The 17547-nt window shown below is 59.9% G+C and carries 13 protein-coding genes and 2 riboswitches; of the genes, 11 read left to right on the top strand and 2 right to left on the bottom strand.

Annotated features, from left to right (window positions below):
- The first annotated feature begins 110 nt into the window (after positions 1-110).
- The 3 genes from ACN9MY_RS16895 to ACN9MY_RS16885 all read left to right on the top strand — a co-directional run bounded on the left by ACN9MY_RS16895 (position 111) and on the right by ACN9MY_RS16885 (position 6255).
- Positions 111-1865, top strand: a complete 1755-nt coding sequence (locus ACN9MY_RS16895; protein ID WP_426335806.1) for a S8 family serine peptidase — start codon at positions 111-113, stop codon at positions 1863-1865.
- 218 nt (positions 1866-2083) lie between these two features.
- Positions 2084-2170, top strand: a riboswitch (cyclic di-GMP riboswitch).
- Between the two features lie 116 nt (positions 2171-2286).
- The gene (locus ACN9MY_RS16890) at positions 2287-4041 is read left to right on the top strand and encodes a S8 family serine peptidase (protein WP_426335805.1); all 1755 of its coding nucleotides are present in this window, start codon (positions 2287-2289) and stop codon (positions 4039-4041) included.
- Positions 4042-4311: 270 nt separating this feature from the next.
- A riboswitch (cyclic di-GMP riboswitch) is annotated at positions 4312-4400 on the top strand.
- A gap of 100 nt (positions 4401-4500) precedes the next feature.
- Complete coding sequence (locus ACN9MY_RS16885; protein ID WP_426318005.1) at positions 4501-6255, top strand: S8 family serine peptidase; 1755 nt, start codon at positions 4501-4503, stop codon at positions 6253-6255.
- Between the two features lie 57 nt (positions 6256-6312).
- Here ACN9MY_RS16885 and ACN9MY_RS16880 read toward each other — a convergent pair whose 3' ends face one another.
- The gene (locus ACN9MY_RS16880) at positions 6313-7065 is read right to left on the bottom strand and encodes a PEP-CTERM sorting domain-containing protein (RefSeq protein ID WP_426318004.1); all 753 of its coding nucleotides are present in this window, start codon (positions 7063-7065) and stop codon (positions 6313-6315) included.
- Between the two features lie 226 nt (positions 7066-7291).
- On the opposite strand from ACN9MY_RS16880, the gene ACN9MY_RS16875 reads away from it, so the two are divergent.
- The 8 genes from ACN9MY_RS16875 to ACN9MY_RS16840 all read left to right on the top strand — a co-directional run bounded on the left by ACN9MY_RS16875 (position 7292) and on the right by ACN9MY_RS16840 (position 13356).
- Positions 7292-8755: a protein adenylyltransferase SelO gene (locus ACN9MY_RS16875; protein ID WP_426318003.1), complete on the top strand. Its 1464-nt coding sequence runs from the start codon at positions 7292-7294 to the stop codon at positions 8753-8755.
- A gap of 10 nt (positions 8756-8765) precedes the next feature.
- The gene (gene msrB / locus ACN9MY_RS16870; RefSeq protein WP_426161557.1) at positions 8766-9164 is read left to right on the top strand and encodes a peptide-methionine (R)-S-oxide reductase MsrB; all 399 of its coding nucleotides are present in this window, start codon (positions 8766-8768) and stop codon (positions 9162-9164) included.
- Complete coding sequence (locus tag ACN9MY_RS16865) at positions 9148-9798, top strand: septation protein A (protein ID WP_426335804.1); 651 nt, start codon at positions 9148-9150, stop codon at positions 9796-9798. The genes msrB and ACN9MY_RS16865 overlap by 17 nt, the downstream gene beginning before the upstream one ends.
- The gene (locus ACN9MY_RS16860; protein WP_426161555.1) at positions 9795-10067 is read left to right on the top strand and encodes a BolA family protein; all 273 of its coding nucleotides are present in this window, start codon (positions 9795-9797) and stop codon (positions 10065-10067) included. Before ACN9MY_RS16865 ends, ACN9MY_RS16860 begins: the two co-directional genes overlap by 4 nt.
- Positions 10068-10187: 120 nt before the next feature.
- Positions 10188-10967: a peptidylprolyl isomerase gene (locus ACN9MY_RS16855; RefSeq protein WP_426161554.1), complete on the top strand. Its 780-nt coding sequence runs from the start codon at positions 10188-10190 to the stop codon at positions 10965-10967.
- A 64-nt stretch (positions 10968-11031) separates the two neighbouring features.
- Positions 11032-11808, top strand: coding sequence for a peptidylprolyl isomerase (locus ACN9MY_RS16850; protein WP_426161553.1), 777 nt, complete (start codon positions 11032-11034; stop codon positions 11806-11808).
- Positions 11809-11866: 58 nt separating this feature from the next.
- The gene (locus ACN9MY_RS16845) at positions 11867-12532 is read left to right on the top strand and encodes a DNA alkylation repair protein (protein ID WP_426318001.1); all 666 of its coding nucleotides are present in this window, start codon (positions 11867-11869) and stop codon (positions 12530-12532) included.
- 143 nt (positions 12533-12675) lie between these two features.
- The gene (locus tag ACN9MY_RS16840) at positions 12676-13356 is read left to right on the top strand and encodes a hypothetical protein (protein ID WP_426161551.1); all 681 of its coding nucleotides are present in this window, start codon (positions 12676-12678) and stop codon (positions 13354-13356) included.
- Positions 13357-13359: 3 nt separating this feature from the next.
- Here ACN9MY_RS16840 and purL read toward each other — a convergent pair whose 3' ends face one another.
- A complete protein-coding gene (gene purL / locus ACN9MY_RS16835) occupies positions 13360-17403 on the bottom strand; it encodes a phosphoribosylformylglycinamidine synthase (RefSeq protein WP_426335803.1) in 4044 nt (1347 codons plus the stop codon).
- Between the last annotated feature and the right edge of the window lie 144 nt (positions 17404-17547).

Genomic DNA, 17547 nt, shown 5'->3' with positions numbered 1-17547 from the left:
TATCCCTGCCACCGGGTAGTAGCCCAGTGCGCTTTGTGATGCAGTCTTCTACCGGCAAAGACCGGCGGGCAGTCCTCGTTTTTTATTTTTTGAAAACAGGGACTCGCACCATGAAAACCATCACCACCATCTCCGCAGCCATCGCCACCGCCATCGCTACCCTGGCTGCCCCAGCCTTCGCCGCGCAAGCGGAAGACTACGCCCAGGGCCGCATCATCGCCGAACCGCGTGCCGGCCTGACCGTGACGGAAATGGACAAGATCCTCAAGTCCAGCGGCGCCGGCAAGGCCCGCAAGCTGGGCCAGAGCAATATCCATGTGATCGATGTGGCGCACGGTTCGGAAAAAGCCATCGCTGCCAAGCTGAAGAACAACCCGCACTTCAAGTTTGCCGAGCTGGACCAGCGCGTGGCAGTGTCCGCCACCGCCAACGACCCTTACCTGGGCAGCGAATGGCACATCAACAAGATCGGCGCCAGCACCGCCTGGGACAACACCCAAGGCAGCGGCGTGACCATCGCCATCCTGGACTCGGGCATGGATTCGGCCCACCCTGACCTGGCCGGCAACGCCGTCGCCGGTTACAACGCCTACGACAACAACACCAATACCGCCGACGTCTGCGGCCACGGCACCAAGGCTGCCGGCTCCGCGGCGGCCACCATTAACAACACCACCGGCGTGGCCGGCGTGGCGGGCCAGGCCAGGATCATGCCAGTGCGCATTGCCTACAACAATTCCGGCACCTGCTACGCTTACTTCTCGACCATGGCCAGCGGCGTGACCTGGGCTGCCGACCACGGCGCCCGCGTGGTCAACATCAGCTACGCCAACGTGCCAACCAGCTCGGCCGTGCAAAGCGCTGCCAATTACCTCAAAGGCAAGGGCGGCCTGCTGTTCGTCTCGGCCGGCAACTACAACCGCGATGAAGGCTTCACCCCGACCGACACCATGATCCCGGTCTCGGCCACCGATTCGGCCGACAACCGTGCCAGCTTCTCCAGCTACGGCGCCTTTGTCGCGCTGTCGGCGCCGGGCGCGGGCATCTATACCACCGTCCAGGGTGGCGGCTACGGCGCAGTCAACGGCACCTCCTTCGCCAGCCCGGTTGCCGCCGGCGTGGCGGCCCTGGTGATGGCAGCCAATCCATCACTGAGCGCAGACCAGGTGAAGAGCATCCTGTTCACCACCGCTGTCGACCTGGGCACTGCCGGCCGCGACATCTATTTCGGTTACGGCCGCGTCAATGCCGCCGCCGCCGTGGCCGCCGCCAAGGCCGCACCGGCTCCCGACACCACCGCACCGACCGTGGCCATTGCCAATCCAGTAGGCGGCAGCACCGTCTCCGGCCTGGTCTCGATCGGCGTGAACGCCGCCGACAACGTGGGCGTGGCCCGCGTCGACCTGAAAGTCAACGGCACCGTGGTCGCTTCGGACAGCGCCGGCCCCTATGCCTTCAGCTGGGATTCTGCCGGTGTAGCCAACGGCATGAACAACCTGATCGCCATCGCTTACGATGCAGCCGGCAACGTCGCCACCTCCAGCACCGTGTCGGTCAACGTGTCCAACGCTGCTCCAGCCGTGGTAGCCGATACCACTGCCCCGGTGGTCGCCATCACCAACCCGACTTCGGGCGCTGTTTCCGGTACCGTCAACGTCACCGTCAACGCTTCGGACAACAGCGGCGCTGCCGGCATCAACATGAGCGTGTACATCGACGGCCAACTGAAGGCTTCCGGCGCCGGCTCTTCGCTGTCCTACAGCTGGAACACCCGCAAGCTCGCCAGCGGCACCCACACCGTGCAAGCCGTGGCCAGGGATGCTGCCGGCAATACCTCGACCACCAGCGTCCAGGTAACCCGCTAATTAATATCAATACCCTGTTTCAGCCCGGCCTCGGCCGGGCTTTTTTTATTAATCTTCAATATTGAGACTTCGAAAGTAAAAGTGACCATAAGAAATAATCCAAGTCTTTGAATTAATAGGTGTTTCTAATAGTCCAGACTTAATTGCGACATTCAAAAAAAGTTTTTAAAATCCGCTTGCCACGCGGCAATTGCTTGACTAAGATTCCGTACAGCAAGATCTGATAAGGGCAAACCACGGGAAACTGTGGGACGCAAAGTCATCGGTCTAACGGGCTTCGGCCCCATGACGGCAGGACTGCCAGACAAAAGTATCCCTGCCACCGGGTAGTAGCCCAGTGCGCTTTGTGATGCAGTCTTCTACCGGCAAAGACCGGCGGGCAGTCCTCGTTTTTTATTTTTTGAAAACAGGGACTCGCACCATGAAAACCATCACCACCATCTCCGCAGCCATCGCCACCGCCATCGCTACCCTGGCTGCCCCAGCCTTCGCCGCGCAAGCGGAAGACTACGCCCAGGGCCGCATCATCGCCGAACCGCGTGCCGGCCTGACCGTGACGGAAATGGACAAGATCCTCAAGTCCAGCGGCGCCGGCAAGGCCCGCAAGCTGGGCCAGAGCAATATCCACGTGATCGATGTGGCGCACGGTTCGGAAAAAGCCATCGCTGCCAAGCTGAAGAACAACCCGCACTTCAAGTTTGCCGAGCTGGACCAGCGCGTGCCAGTGTCCGCCACCGCCAACGACCCTTACCTGGGCAGCGAATGGCACATCAACAAGATCGGCGCCAGCACCGCCTGGGACAACACCCAAGGCAGCGGCGTGACCATCGCCATCCTGGACTCGGGCATGGATTCGGCCCACCCTGACCTGGCCGGCAACGCCGTCGCCGGTTACAACGCCTACGACAACAACACCAATACCGCCGACGTCTGCGGCCACGGCACCAAGGCTGCCGGCTCCGCGGCGGCCACCATCAACAACACCACCGGCGTGGCCGGCGTGGCGGGCCAGGCCAGGATCATGCCAGTGCGCATTGCCTACAACAATTCCGGCACCTGCTACGCTTACTTCTCGACCATGGCCAGCGGCGTGACCTGGGCTGCCGACCACGGCGCCCGCGTGGTCAACATCAGCTACGCCAACGTGCCAACCAGCTCGGCCGTGCAAAGCGCTGCCAATTACCTCAAAGGCAAGGGCGGCCTGCTGTTCGTCTCGGCCGGCAACTACAACCGCGATGAAGGCTTCACCCCGACCGACACCATGATCCCGGTCTCGGCCACCGATTCGGCCGACAACCGTGCCAGCTTCTCCAGCTACGGCGCCTTTGTCGCGCTGTCGGCGCCGGGCGCGGGCATCTATACCACCGTCCAGGGTGGCGGCTACGGCGCGGTCAACGGCACCTCCTTCGCCAGCCCGGTTGCCGCCGGCGTCGCGGCCCTGGTGATGGCAGCCAATCCATCGCTGAGCGCAGACCAGGTGAAGAGCATCCTGTTCACCACCGCTGTCGACCTGGGCACTGCCGGCCGCGACATCTATTTCGGTTACGGCCGCGTCAATGCCGCCGCCGCCGTGGCCGCCGCCAAGGCCGCACCGGCTCCCGACACCACCGCACCGACCGTGGCCATTGCCAATCCAGTAGGCGGCAGCACCGTCTCCGGCCTGGTCTCGATCGGCGTGAACGCCGCCGACAACGTGGGCGTGGCCCGCGTCGACCTGAAAGTCAACGGCACCGTGGTCGCTTCGGACAGCGCCGGCCCCTATGCCTTCAGCTGGGATTCTGCCGGTGTAGCCAACGGCATGAACAACCTGATCGCCATCGCTTACGATGCAGCCGGCAACGTCGCCACCTCCAGCACCGTGTCGGTCAACGTGTCCAACGCTGCTCCAGCCGTGGTAGCCGATACCACTGCCCCGGTGGTCGCCATCACCAACCCGACTTCGGGCGCTGTTTCCGGTACCGTCAACGTCACCGTCAACGCTTCGGACAACAGCGGCGCTGCCGGCATCAACATGAGCGTGTACATCGACGGCCAACTGAAGGCTTCCGGCGCCGGCTCTTCGCTGTCCTACAGCTGGAACACCCGCAAGCTCGCCAGCGGCACCCACACCGTGCAAGCCGTGGCCAGGGATGCTGCCGGCAATACCTCGACCACCAGCGTCCAGGTAACCCGCTAATTAATATAAATACCCTGTTTGGGCCCGGCTCTGCCGGGCCTTTTTTTATTAGCCGCTGGAAATATCAATTAACTCCATATCAAATGAAATGAAGTTAATATCAATTTCTTCGCGACATTAATTAACCCTTTGATTTGACTGAATATTATTAATCGCTACAATCCTGCAAGCCAACTTTGCACAAATGCTCAGACGGATTTGTATCAGGATGTAATTTGAGGGAAATTTCATTTGCCTCGCGGTAAATCGTGAATTACTATCGAACCTGAAGTCTGACAAAGGCAAACCGCGCGAAAGCACGGGACGCAAAGTCAACGGTCTAACGACGCGCAAGCGTCCATGACGGCTGGACTGCCAGATACACAGGTGCCCCTGATGTCCCCGGTGTGCTCTCCAACTACTCCCTTGGGAGTGGCCGGCAGTCCTTTTTTCTGAAACCTTGAAAAAGGATCTGCTTTAATGAAGAACCGCACCTGCATCGCCACCCTCATCCTCGCTGGCGCCGCCCCTATCGTATTTGCAGCCCCAGGCAACGATACTGATTTTGCTCCCGGCCGTATCCTGGTCGAACCTCAGGCAGGCTTGACTGCCGATGAGTTCGCCAAAGACTTGAAAGGCCATGGCGCCGGCAAGGCCCAGAAGCTTGGTCAGAGCAATATCCATATTATTGACGTGCCGCATGGCTCCGAGAGGGCGATTGCCAACAAGCTGAAACACAATCCCCATTTCAAGTTCGCCGAACTTGACCAGCGTGTGGAAGTCAGCGCGACCACCAACGACCCTTACCTGGGCAGCGAATGGCACATCGGAAAGATCGGCGCCAGCGCCGCGTGGGACAAGACACAGGGCGGCAACATCACCATTGCCATCCTGGATTCGGGCGTTGACGCAAGCCACCCCGACTTCTCGGGCCGCCTGGTAGCAGGCTATAACACCTACGACAATAACACCAACACCGCCGACGTCTGCGGCCACGGCACCAAGGCTGCCGGCTCCGCGGCAGCTGCGTCCAATAACGCCATCGGCGTCGCCGGCGTGGCGGGCCAAGCCAGGATCATGCCAGTGCGCATTGCCTACAACAATTCCGGCACCTGCTACGCCTACTTCTCGACCATGGCCAGCGGCGTGACCTGGGCTGCCGACCACGGCGCCCGCGTGGTCAACATCAGCTACGCCAACGTGCCAACCAGCTCGGCCGTGCAAAGCGCTGCCAACTACCTCAAAGGCAAGGGCGGCCTGCTGTTCGTCTCGGCCGGCAACTACAACCGCGATGAAGGCTTCACCCCGACCGACACCATGATCCCGGTCTCGGCCACCGATTCGGCCGACAACCGTGCCAGCTTCTCCAGCTATGGCGCCTTTGTCGCGCTGTCGGCGCCGGGCGTGGGCATCTACACCACTGTCCAGGGTGGCGGCTACGGCGCGGTCAATGGCACCTCCTTCGCCAGCCCGGTCGCCGCAGCGGTGGCAGCCCTGGTGATGTCGGCCAATCCTTCCCTGAGCGCAGACCAGGTGAAGAGCATCCTGTTCACCACCGCTGTCGACCTGGGCACTGCCGGCCGCGACATCTACTTCGGCTATGGCCGTGTGAATGCTTCGGCTGCCGTAGCAAAAGCTGCGGGTACCACAACCACGGCCGACACCACTGCGCCAACGGTCTCGATCGCTGCCCCGCTGGGCAGCAGCACGGTGTCGGGCATCGTCTCGGTCAACGTCAACGCTGCTGATAACGTCGGCGTGGCGCGCGTGGACTTGAAAGTCAATAGCACGGTGGTAGCGAGCGATGCGAGCAGCCCATTTAGCTTTGCGTGGGATTCCAAAGGCGTTGCCAACGGTATGGCAACCCTGACGGCCGTCGCGCGTGATGCTGCCGGCAATGTGACCTCTTCCACGCCAGTCAGCGTGAACGTCTCGAACAGTACCACCACCATTTCTCCGACGACCGACACGGTTGCGCCCGTTGTGGCTATCACCAACCCAAGCAATGGCGGCACCGTTCACGGCAACGTCAACGTTACCGTGAATGCATCGGACAATAGCGGCGCGGCTGGGATTTCGATGTCGCTTTACGTGGACGGCGCGCTGGTTGCTTCGGGCAGCGGATCGAGCATGGCCTACAGCTGGAAACCCAGCAACGGCAGCCATACCCTGAAAGCAGTCGCACGTGATCGCGCCGGTAACACTGCTGCCAGCAGCGTGAGCGTACGCAAGTAAGCGGCTCTCCAATGAAAAACGGCAGCCTTGGCTGCCGTTTTTTTCATCAGGTCGCGATCAGCGGATACTGCGTCGGCGGCTGAGCGCCAAACCCAGCAGGCCGACACCGAATATAGCCAACGTAGCAGGCTCTGGAATTTCCTGTTCACCGCCTCCGCATTCCGGACGTGTGTCGCCTGGAGGGCATTCAGGCGGATTGCAGTTTTCTTCTCCGTCCACGCAGGCACCGGATTTAGCGGAAGATGCATAGCCCTGGACATGCACTGCTGCAAACAAGCCGTCCGTTCCGCAGGTACGGCCTGGCATGCACGACAGGAACATGAAATCATTGACGCTTAGCGTCTCGCTTAGGTCGACAGAGAGACGCCAGACCGATTCGTTCCCCTGCGCCAGCTCACCCGGGTTCGCATTCACAAAATGGAACACACCATCGTAGCTGCCGGACCCGGTTCCGTTCTGGCAATCCGAGCAGATGCTGGTGTTGGCGTTCACCCCGCTTAACAAGGAGAACGTTCCGGTCTGGGCCAGTGCATCACCGTTGAACCACCAGTCGTTCACATAGATGCCAGACTCCAGCACGCCGGTTGCGACGCTCAGGCTGATGTCCACATAATTCGTGCCATAGTCGGTAAACTTCAGTTGCGCCCACGAGTCGGTTGCGGTCGCCCCAGACTGCAGGGGTGGCGCGTCTCCGGTGTAGACGTTGGCGTTATTAAAATTGAGCGTCCATTCGCCCGCATGAGACAAAGGAGCAACCCCCATCAGCAGTGCTGCTCCCAAGACACCCAGCGCAGTTTTGATACTTTTCATGTTACACCCCCTTTTATTATGGTACGAACTCCTATACGCATATAGCGTGCCTAAAAGTTACTCACCAACGAAATCAATCGGTTAACCTCAGCAGTTAAATCTTGACCCCAAAAATTGTAAGAATTCTCGACATTGACATGAAAGTCACCACTGATTTCGTACGGAAACTTAGGTTTCCCTTAGGGCGCAAGACGGCATCGGGTGCCTGCGTTAAAATGCGCTGGACATGAGCGCTACTAACTTCCAGTTTGAAAATTCCTTCGCAGGTTTGCCGCCAGCGTTCTACACTCACCTGATGCCGACTCCATTGCCGGCGCCTTACCTTGTTGGGCTGAGTCCTGCGGCTGCACGTCTCATTGGTCTTGAACCAGCAACGCTGGCGACGCAAGAAGCGGTTGATATCCTGACCGGCAACCGCCTCGCGGAGCGTTCGAAGCCGCTTGCGGCTGTCTATTCCGGCCACCAGTTTGGCGTCTGGGCCGGCCAGCTCGGCGACGGGCGTGCCATCCTGCTCGGCGATCTAGCCACTCCCGAGGGCCCGATCGAGTTGCAGCTGAAAGGCGCCGGCATGACGCCATACTCGAGGATGGGCGATGGACGCGCCGTGCTGCGCTCGTCCATCCGTGAGTTCCTGTGCTCGGAAGCGATGCATGGCCTCGGCATCCCGACCACCCGCGCCTTGTCGGTAGTCGGTTCTGACCAGGGAATCGTGCGCGAATCGATCGAAACCGCGGCCGTCGTCGTCCGCATGGCCCCAACCTTCATCCGGTTTGGTTCTTTTGAACACTGGTACTACAATCGCAAGCCGGATGAACTCAAGCAATTAGCCGATTACGTCATCGACCGCTTCTACCCTTCCCTGCGCGACGAGGAAAACCCGTACGCTGCCTTGCTGGAAGAAGTGACCCGCCGCACCGCGCGCATGATTGCGCACTGGCAAGCAGTAGGCTTCATGCATGGTGTAATGAATTCCGACAATATGTCGATCCTGGGGCTGACTCTCGATTACGGCCCCTTCGGTTTCATGGACGGATTCGACGCCAACCAGATCTGCAACCATAGCGACGAGCGTGGCCGTTACTCGTATTCCAACCAGCCGCAGATCGGTCACTGGAACTGCTACGCCCTCGCGCAAGCCTTGTTGCCGCTGATTGGCGAAGTCGAACTGACCCAGGAAGCGCTCGACGTCTACCAGCCGGAGTTCGCGCGTCACATCGATCAGCTGCTGCATGCCAAGCTCGGTTTGGCTACCACGCAAGAAGGCGACCGCGAACTGCTTGACGGCCTGTTTGCCATCCTGCAAGCCAACCACACTGACTTCACGATTTTCTTCCGCCGCCTGAGCGCCTTGCGCGCCGGCAGCTCGGAAGGCGACGAACCCTTGCGCGACTTGTTCATCGATCGCCCCGCTTTCGATCAATGGGCCGAAGCTTATCGTGCGCGCCTGCGCGCCGAAAACAGCGACGATGCTGCGCGCAAACTTGCGATGGATCAGGTCAATCCCAAGTATGTGCTGCGAAACTATATGGCACAGCTCGCCATCGAAAAGGCGCAAAATAAGGACTTTTCCGAAGTCGAGCGCCTCTTGACCCTGCTCGAACGCCCCTTCGACGAACAAGCAGAGAATGAACAATATGCAGGCTTTCCGCCAGACTGGTCCAGCCAGCTCTCGGTAAGCTGCTCTTCGTGAGAGATCAACAATGAGCGACAAAGTTGTCAAGACCGATGCCGAATGGCGCGCCCAGCTCGACCCGATGGAATACCAGGTTACCCGCCATGCCGCCACCGAGCGCGCATTTACGGGCAAGTTCTGGGACCACCACGAGCATGGCATTTACACCTGCGTATGCTGCAACACCCCGCTTTTCGAGTCGGATGCCAAATTCGATTCCGGCTGCGGCTGGCCGAGTTACTTCAAGGCGCTCGATCCTGCGAATATCATAGAGAAAACGGATCGCTCGCATGGTATGCTGCGCACCGAAATCATCTGTGCAGTATGTGATGCCCACCTGGGCCACGTCTTCCCTGATGGCCCGCCGCCGACCGGATTGCGCTATTGCATTAATTCGGCCTCGCTGCGCTTTGAACCGAAGCCTTGAAAAGATGAAGATTATTTTTGACCTGTTTCCGCTGATCCTGTTTTTTGTCAGCTACAAATTTGCCGGCAGTCACCAGGAGGCCGCGCATGCCATGCTGAATGCCCATCTTGGCGGCCTGGTTTCCGGCGGAGCGATTCCGGCATCGCAGGCGCCGATCGTGGTCGCGACTATTGTCGGCATTATCGGCACCGCTGCCCAGGTGTTATATCTGCTGGCCCGGCGCAAGAAGGTCGACGGGGCTCTATGGGTTTCCCTGGTAGTGTTTATCGTATTCGGCGGCATGACCATCTATTTCCACGACGATGACTTTATCAAGTGGAAGCCAACCATTATTTACTGGTCGCTTGCGACGGCCATGCTGGTGGCGTACCGCTTCTTCGATAAAAACATGATCCGCCTGGCGATGGAAAAGCAGGTCCAACTGCCGGAACATGTCTGGGTGCGCCTGCATTTCATGTGGATTACCTTCTGGCTGGTGCTGGGTTTTGTGAACCTCTTTGTCGCCTTCATCCTGTTCAAGTCCGATAACGACGCCTGGGTCAATTTCAAGGCTTTCGGAGTTACCGGTTTGATGCTGGTGTTCTTTATCGCACAGGCTTTCTACCTCTCTAAACATATTAAGGATGAAGCATGAGCGACCCGCGCCTTGCCAGGATTCGCGAGCGCCTGGAAGCCTCGCTGGCGCCATCGGAAATCGTGCTGGAAGATGAATCCGCGCTGCATGCCGGCCATGCCGGCGCAGCCTCCGGCGGCGGACATTACAGGCTGAAAATTGTCTCTACTAAATTCGAAGGTGTGAAACTCGTCATGCGCCATCGTCTGGTGTATGATTCCGTGCACGATATGATGCATAAAGAAATTCATGCATTGGCCATTACCGCATTGGCACCGTCCGAAGTATGATATGCGCGGAGTTTTTGGGAAACATCAAAAAGAACCTCGATCGTTGAATAGTAGAGACATCTCGGCGAACCAGCCCAAAATCCCCGCAATTCAGTAAACTTTCCCTAGGAATTAAACTAAATGACTTTCAAGCCAGCCCGCTTGCTGCTCGCACTTATCGCCGTTGCCGCTGCACCAGCTTTCGCCCAGAACGCCGCTGTCGTCAATGGCAAAGCCATCCCGACCGCCAAAGTTGACGCCCTGGTCAAGCAAGTCGTTGCCCAAGGCCAGCAGCAAGACACCCCTCAATTGCGCGAAATGATCAAGAAGTCCCTGATCGGCCGCGAAGTAATGATCCAGGAAGCGGAAAAGCAAGGCCTGGCCAAGAGCAAGGACGTTACCACTGCTCTGGAACAGGCTCGCCAGGACATCATGCTGAACGCCCTGGCTGCTGATTACGTGAAAAAGAACCCGGTTGGCGACGCCGAAATCAAGGCTGAATACGACCGCGCCGTTGCCGCCGAAGGCGACAAGGAATACCACGTGCGCCACATCCTGGTGGAAACCGAAAAAGAAGCAAGCGACATCATCGCCAAGCTGAAAGGCGGCGCCAAGTTTGAAGACCTGGCCAAGAACTCCAAGGACACCGGTTCCGCTGCCAACGGCGGCGACCTGGACTGGGGCACTCCAGCCAACTTCCCTAAAGTCTTCGCTGACGCGTTCACTTCCCTGCAAAAAGGCCAGGTTACCGAGAAGCCAGTGCAAACCCCAAGCGGTTTCCACGTGATCAAGGTGGAAGACACCCGTCCAGTCAAGCTGCCTACCCTGGAAGAAGTGAAGCCACGTATCGCCGATTCCCTGATGCGCGCGAAACTGCAGGCCTATCAGGAATCCCTGGTGAAGAAAGCCAAAGTACAATAATCCGTCACGGACCTGATCCGGCGCCCAAGCGGCGCCGGATTTATTTTAACTAAGGAAATACTCAATGAAATTCAAACCAGCCACCCTGCTGTTGGCCCTGATCGCAGTTGCAGCGACCCCTGCATTTGCCCAGAACGTCGCTACCGTGAACGGTAAAGCTATCCCATCGGCCCAGATGGAAGCCGCTGTCAAGCAAGCTGCTGCCCAAGGCCAGCCTGACTCGCCACAACTGCGCGACATGATCAAGAAATCCCTGATCGGCCGTGAAGTGCTGGTGCAGGAAGCCACCAAGCAAGGCGTTGCTGCCAACAAGGAAGTGAAAGAAGCCCTGGAACAAGCTCGCCAGGACATCATCATCCGCGCCCTGCTGGTTGACTATGTCAAGAAGAACCCAGTGAGCGACGCAGAAATCAAATCCGCTTACGACCAGTTCAAGGCTTCCAAGGGCGACAAGGAATACCACGCTCGCCACATCCTGGTGAAAACCGAGAAGGAAGCGACCGACATCATCGCCAAGCTGAAAGGCGGCGCCAAGTTTGAAGAACTGGCCAAGGCCTCGCAAGACCCAGGCTCGGCTGCCAATGGCGGCGACCTGGATTGGGCAGCGCCAGGCAACTACGTGAAGCCGTTTGCCGACGCCATGGTCGCCCTGAAAGACGGCCAGATCACCGACAAGCCAGTGCAGTCCCAGTTCGGCTACCACGTGATCAAGCTGGAAGGCTCGCGCGCCGCCAAGGTGCCGTCGCTGGAAGAAATCAAGCCGCAGATCGCCGAATCCCTGACCCAGCGTAAAGTCGCAGCGTACCGCGACCAGCTGGTGGCCAAGGCCAAAGTGCAATAATCCAGATGCGCCTTTACAGGCGATCTTCACGAAGCGCCCCACGGGGCGCTTTTTTATTATGCCAACAAGCAAAGACATCATTTCCGCCCTCGCACCGCTGGCCGACGCCTCGCGGGCGCCAGCCATGCGCGCCTATATGCGCGAGCAGTTCCCTTTCCTCGGCATTCCCACGCCGGCGCGACGCGAAGCACTCAAGCCAGCCATCCGCGCGTTCAAGGGCGCGCCGCCGGCTGAACTCCTCGGCATTGCAGATAAGCTATGGCGCCTGCCGGAACGTGAATACCAGTACGCGGCACTGGATTTGATGGCCGCACACTGGAAACAGTTCAGCGCCGGCGATTTACCGGAATTGCTGGCTTTTGTCATGCGCAAATCCTGGTGGGATTCGGTGGACGGCATGGCTGCGATTATCGGTGATGTCCTGCGTTTCGGGCACGATGGCATGGACCAAGCGATAAAACATGACAGCTTCTGGATGCGGCGAATTGCCCTGCTCCACCAATTAGGGTGGCGGGGCAAAACCGATGAAATGCGCCTGTTCCGCTATTCACTTGCGCTCGGCCATGAAAATGAATTTTTCATTCAAAAAGCAATTGGCTGGGCCTTGCGGGATTATGCGCGGCACGCTCCACATAATGTCGCTCATTTTATTAATGAAAATAAGGCGTCTTTGTCGAAGCTGAGCGTTCGCGAGGCCGGCAAGCACCTTGCGCCCTTTGCTTAAGCCAGGAGCTGGCGCATATGTGCCAGAAGTTAGCGTTTATCCTGCTAGCCGCCACTCGGCATCAAAACAACAGAAATAATTCGCACAATTGCCGCTCCTGAAAATGTCGCGTTAAACTCGTGACAACTAAATGGAGGCTGACAATGAATAAACTCGCATTACGGCAGTTAATCCTGTGCGGCGCTTTTATTACCGCGGCTCCTGCCATGGCAAGCGTTATCGCTACTTTCGACGATCTGCCATTCCCTCCTGCGCTTGATAGTGCGACAGGCATCCAATGGACAAATGCCAGCAGCAGCCTGGAATACCAGGGTGTTATTTGGGATGCCAGGTTCGGCGTGGTGGGCGACCAATATCGCGTTGGCGGGCCGAGCGGCCCATTATTCGGCATTTCCCACTCCGGGCACTACTTTGTCTCCAATTCGAGCGGATCGAGCGGCATGACGATCACGACCGATAAAATCCTGACCGGCGCATGGTTCGGCCGCAACCAGTACTACGGTTTCGGCGAGGGTGGCGCTGACCAGGTCACGATCGTGGCGCTGAATGGTGCAAGTGAATTGGGCTCAGTCGTGTTCGACTTGCCAGAAAGTCATCCGGGTTTGCCGGAGCCGCTGTCGTTCGTCAACACCAGCATTTTCGCTGCGCTGGGCCCGATCACAGGCTACCGGATCGACCGGCGCGAACTCGGACAACAGAATGGAAACTGGGTCGCCGACGACTTCCAGTTCGTCGATGCGACCCAGGTACCGGCCCCGGGCGGGGCCGTCTTGATGCTCGGTGGCATGGCCGCCTTGCTGGCGGCCCGCCGGAGGCGCGCTTAGCCTTTAACCGATGAATTTGCGCGCGTTACCCCACATGCGCGCCCAAGGCGAATCCTCGCCCCAGCCGTCCGGATGCCAGGAATTCTGCACCGTGCGGGAAACGCGTTCCGGGTGCGGCATCATCACGGTGAAGCGGCCGTCAGGCGTGGTCACCGAGGTCAAGCCGCGCGGCGAACCGTTCGGGTTATATGGGTAGCCCTCGGTGGCGCCGCCTTGATTGTCCACGAAGCGCAACGCACCGATTGCCTCATCGATATTGCCGGTCTGGCTGAAGTCGGCGAAACCTTCGCCGTGCGCGATCGCGATCGGCGTCTGGGTGCCGGCCATGCCTTGCAGGAAGATCGATGGCGAATCCAGCACTTCCACCATCGAGAAGCGTGCTTCGAACTTCTCCGACTTGTTGGTGGTGAACTTCGGCCACGCATGCGCGCCCGGAATCAGCGATTTCAGGTTCGACATCATCTGGCAACCGTTGCAAATGCCCAGGCCGAAGGTGTCCTTGCGCTGGAAGAAGGCGGCAAATTGCTCAGCCATTTCAGGATTGAACAGGATGGACTTGGCCCAGCCCTCGCCCGCACCCAGCACGTCGCCGTAGGAGAAGCCGCCGACAGCGATGATCCCCTGGAAATCAGCCAGCGATACACGGCGCGAAATCAGGTCGCTCATGTGCACGTCGACAGCGGCGAAGCCGGCGCGGTGCATTGCCCAGGCCGTCTCGATATGCGAGTTAACGCCCTGCTCGCGCAGGATGGCAACCCGTGGACGAACGCCGGTCGCCAGGAAAGGCGCCGCGACGTTTTCCGCCATATCGAAGGTGATTTTCGGCTGCATGCCCGGGTCGGTTTCATCCAGCAGGCGATCGTATTCGGCATCCGCCGTGGCCGGGTTTTCGCGTACGCGGGAAATGCGCCAGCTGGTTTCGCTCCACAGGCGGTGCAGGTCGGCGCGCGGCTGCGAGTAGATGATCTTGGCGTCGCGCGTGAACTCAATCACGCCACGGTCGTTCGGCTTGCCGATGATGTGGCTGCAAGCGCCCAGGTTGAAGCTGCGCAGCACGTCCATCACCGCCGATTTCTCGTCGGCGCGTACCTGGATCACCGCGCCCAGTTCTTCGTTGAACAGCGCGGACAGGGTCAGTTCATTGCGGCGTTCAGCCACCTGGCCGGCCCAGTTCTTGGCGTCGCCGTGATCCATGGTGCCCTCTTCGCCCAGGGTCAGAATGTCCAGGTTGACGGACAGGCCGGCGCGGCCGGCGAAGGCCATTTCGACCAGGGTTGCATACAGGCCGCCATCGGAACGGTCGTGGTAAGCCAGGATCTTGCCTTCCTTGTTCAGCTGCTGGATGGCGTTGAAGAAGCCCTTCAGGTCTTCCGGCGAATCCACGTCCGGCGCGGCATTGCCCAGCTGGCCCATCACTTGCGCCAGGGCCGAAGCACCCATCCGGTTCTTGCCGCGGCCCAGGTCAATCACGATCAGGGAGGTTACGCCCAGGTCGGTGCGGATCTGCGGGGTCAGCGACTTGCGCACGTCGTACACCGGCGAGAAGCCGGAAACGATCAGGGACACCGGCGAAATCACGGCCTTGTCGGCGCCCTCGTCTTTCCAGGTGGTGCGCATCGACAGGGAATCCTTGCCGACCGGGATCGACAGGCCCAGCGCCGGGCACAGCTCCATGCCGACGGCTTTGACCGTATCGAACAGGGCTGCATCCTGGCCTGGCTGGCCGCAGGCAGCCATCCAGTTGGCCGACAGCTTGATGTCGGAGATATCGTTGATAGGCGCCGCTGCCAGGTTGGTGACGGTCTCGCCCACCGCCATGCGGCCGGACGCAGGCGCGTCGATCACTGCCAGCGGGGTACGCTCACCCATTGCCATCGCCTCGCCCACATAGCCGTCGTAGCTGAGGGTGGTCACGGCGCAGTCGGCCACAGGCACCTGCCACGGGCCGACCATCTGGTCGCGCACCGACATGCCGCCCACGGTACGGTCGCCGATGGTGATCAGGAAGCTCTTGTCGGCCACGGTTGGCAGCAACAACACGCGCTTGGCAGCCTCTTCCAGCTGGATGGCGGTCAGGTCGATGGCCGGCAGGTCGTGCTGGACATGCTTCACATCGCGGTGCATCTTGGGTGGCTTGCCCAGCAGGACTTCCATCGGCATGTCGACTGGGCTATTGCCCATTTCCTGGTCGATCACCTTCAGCTGGCGCTCTTCCGTTGCCACGCCGACCACGGCGAACGGGCAGCGCTCACGCTCGCACAGGGCCTGGAACACGGCCAGGTCGCTCGGGGCGATCGCCAGCACATAGCGTTCCTGCGATTCGTTGGACCAGATTTCTTTGGGCGCCATGCCGGACTCTTCCAGCGGCACCTTGCGCAGGTCGAAAATCGCGCCGCGCTTGGCGTCGTTCGTAATCTCAGGGAAGGCATTCGACAGGCCGCCCGCCCCCACGTCGTGGATCGAAATGATCGGATTCTTGTCGGCCAATTGCCAGCAGCCGTTGATGACTTCCTGGGCCCGGCGCTCCATTTCAGGATTGCCGCGCTGGACCGAATCGAAGTCCAGGTCAGCGGTATTGGTGCCGGTCGCCATCGACGAGGCAGCCGAACCGCCCATGCCGATGCGCATGCCCGGGCCGCCCAGCTGGATCAGCAGGCTGCCGACCGGAATGTCGTTCTTGTGGGTATGCGAAGCGGAGATGTTGCCGATACCGCCGGCGATCATGATGGGCTTGTGGTAGCCCATCACGGTGTCCTTGCCGCCGGCGAACTGCTGGCCGATATTCTGTTCGTAGGTGCGGAAGTAGCCACCCAGCACGGGACGCCCGAATTCATTCGAGAATGCCGCGCCGCCCAGCGGGCCTTCGATCATGATCTGCAGCGGCGAAGCGATGCGCTCCGGCTTGCCGTACACCTGGCTTTCGTCGCGCTTGCCGACCGGAGCGGTCACGTTGGCGGCGTTTTCCCACGCCTGCACGGCGCCAGGGATCATCAGGTTGGACACGGTAAAGCCGGTCAAGCCTGCCTTGGGCTTGGAGCCGCGGCCGGTTGCACCTTCGTCGCGGATCTCGCCGCCGGCGCCAGTCGAAGCACCAGGGAACGGGGAAATCGCGGTCGGGTGGTTGTGGGTTTCCACCTTCATCAGGGTGTGCACCAGCTCGGTGGACGGCGCGTATTCCTGGCCTTCGCGCGGGTAGAAGCGGGTCACTTCGGCGCCTTCGATGATCGAGGAGTTGTCCGAATAAGCCACGACGGTGCCGCGCGGGTTCTTCTCGTGCGTGTTCTTGATCATCTTGAACAGCGATTTGTCCTGTGCCACGCCGTCGATGGTCCAGTCGGCGTTGAAGATCTTGTGGCGGCAGTGCTCCGAGTTGGCCTGCGCGAACATCATCAGTTCGACGTCGGTCGGGTTGCGCTTGGCGTTGGTGAAGGCTTCCAGCAGGTAGTCGATCTCGTCGTCCGACATCGCCAGGCCCAGGTCGGTATTGGCCTTTTCCAGCGCATTGCGGCCGGCGCCCATCACGTCGATCGATTCCAGCGGCTTGGCTTCCAGGCTCGAGAACAGGCCGGCAGCCTGGTCCGGGTGACGCAGCACGGATTCGGTCATGCGGTCGTGCAGCAGCGCGGCAACAGCTTGCGCCTGCTCGCTATCCAGCCTCCTGGCCGCGCCCAGGCCGGTTCCCAGGATGCCGCCCTTCAGGTTGATACGGTACGCAACGCCACGCTCCACGCGGTGGATATGCGCCATGCCGCAGTTGTGCACGATGTCGGTGGCCTTGGAAGCCCATGGCGAAATGGTGCCGAAACGGGGAATGACGACAAACTCTTCCACCACGCCCTCGGCATGCTCCGGCAAGGCTGGCTCGCCGTAGGTCAGTAAGCCATTCATGCGGTTCAGATCGTCTTCGGACAGGGGCGAAGCGGAGTCGACAAAGTGGATAAAGCGGGCTTGGACCGACGTAATGGACGGCAGAACTGCTTGAAGCTGGTTGAGGAGGCGTTGGCTACGGAAAGAGGACAGGGCGTTGGAACCCGGCAGAATCAACATAGTGGGGGCGTGAAGAATGCAGCGTTGCTGCGGTTTAAAGGAATACTGTGCACGAGCTGACTGGTCTTGCTGTATTTCGATTTGCCGACATTATACTTGTTTCAGGCATCACTTCCCACCCTTCCTTCATTGGTCCGAAAGCAA

Origin of the sequence: Pseudoduganella sp. R-31 (assembly GCF_049913235.1) — a bacterium.
Taxonomy (GTDB): domain Bacteria; phylum Pseudomonadota; class Gammaproteobacteria; order Burkholderiales; family Burkholderiaceae_D; genus Rugamonas.
Note: the sequence above shows the minus strand (reverse complement) of the source record. Positions and strands in the feature narration are given on the sequence as shown.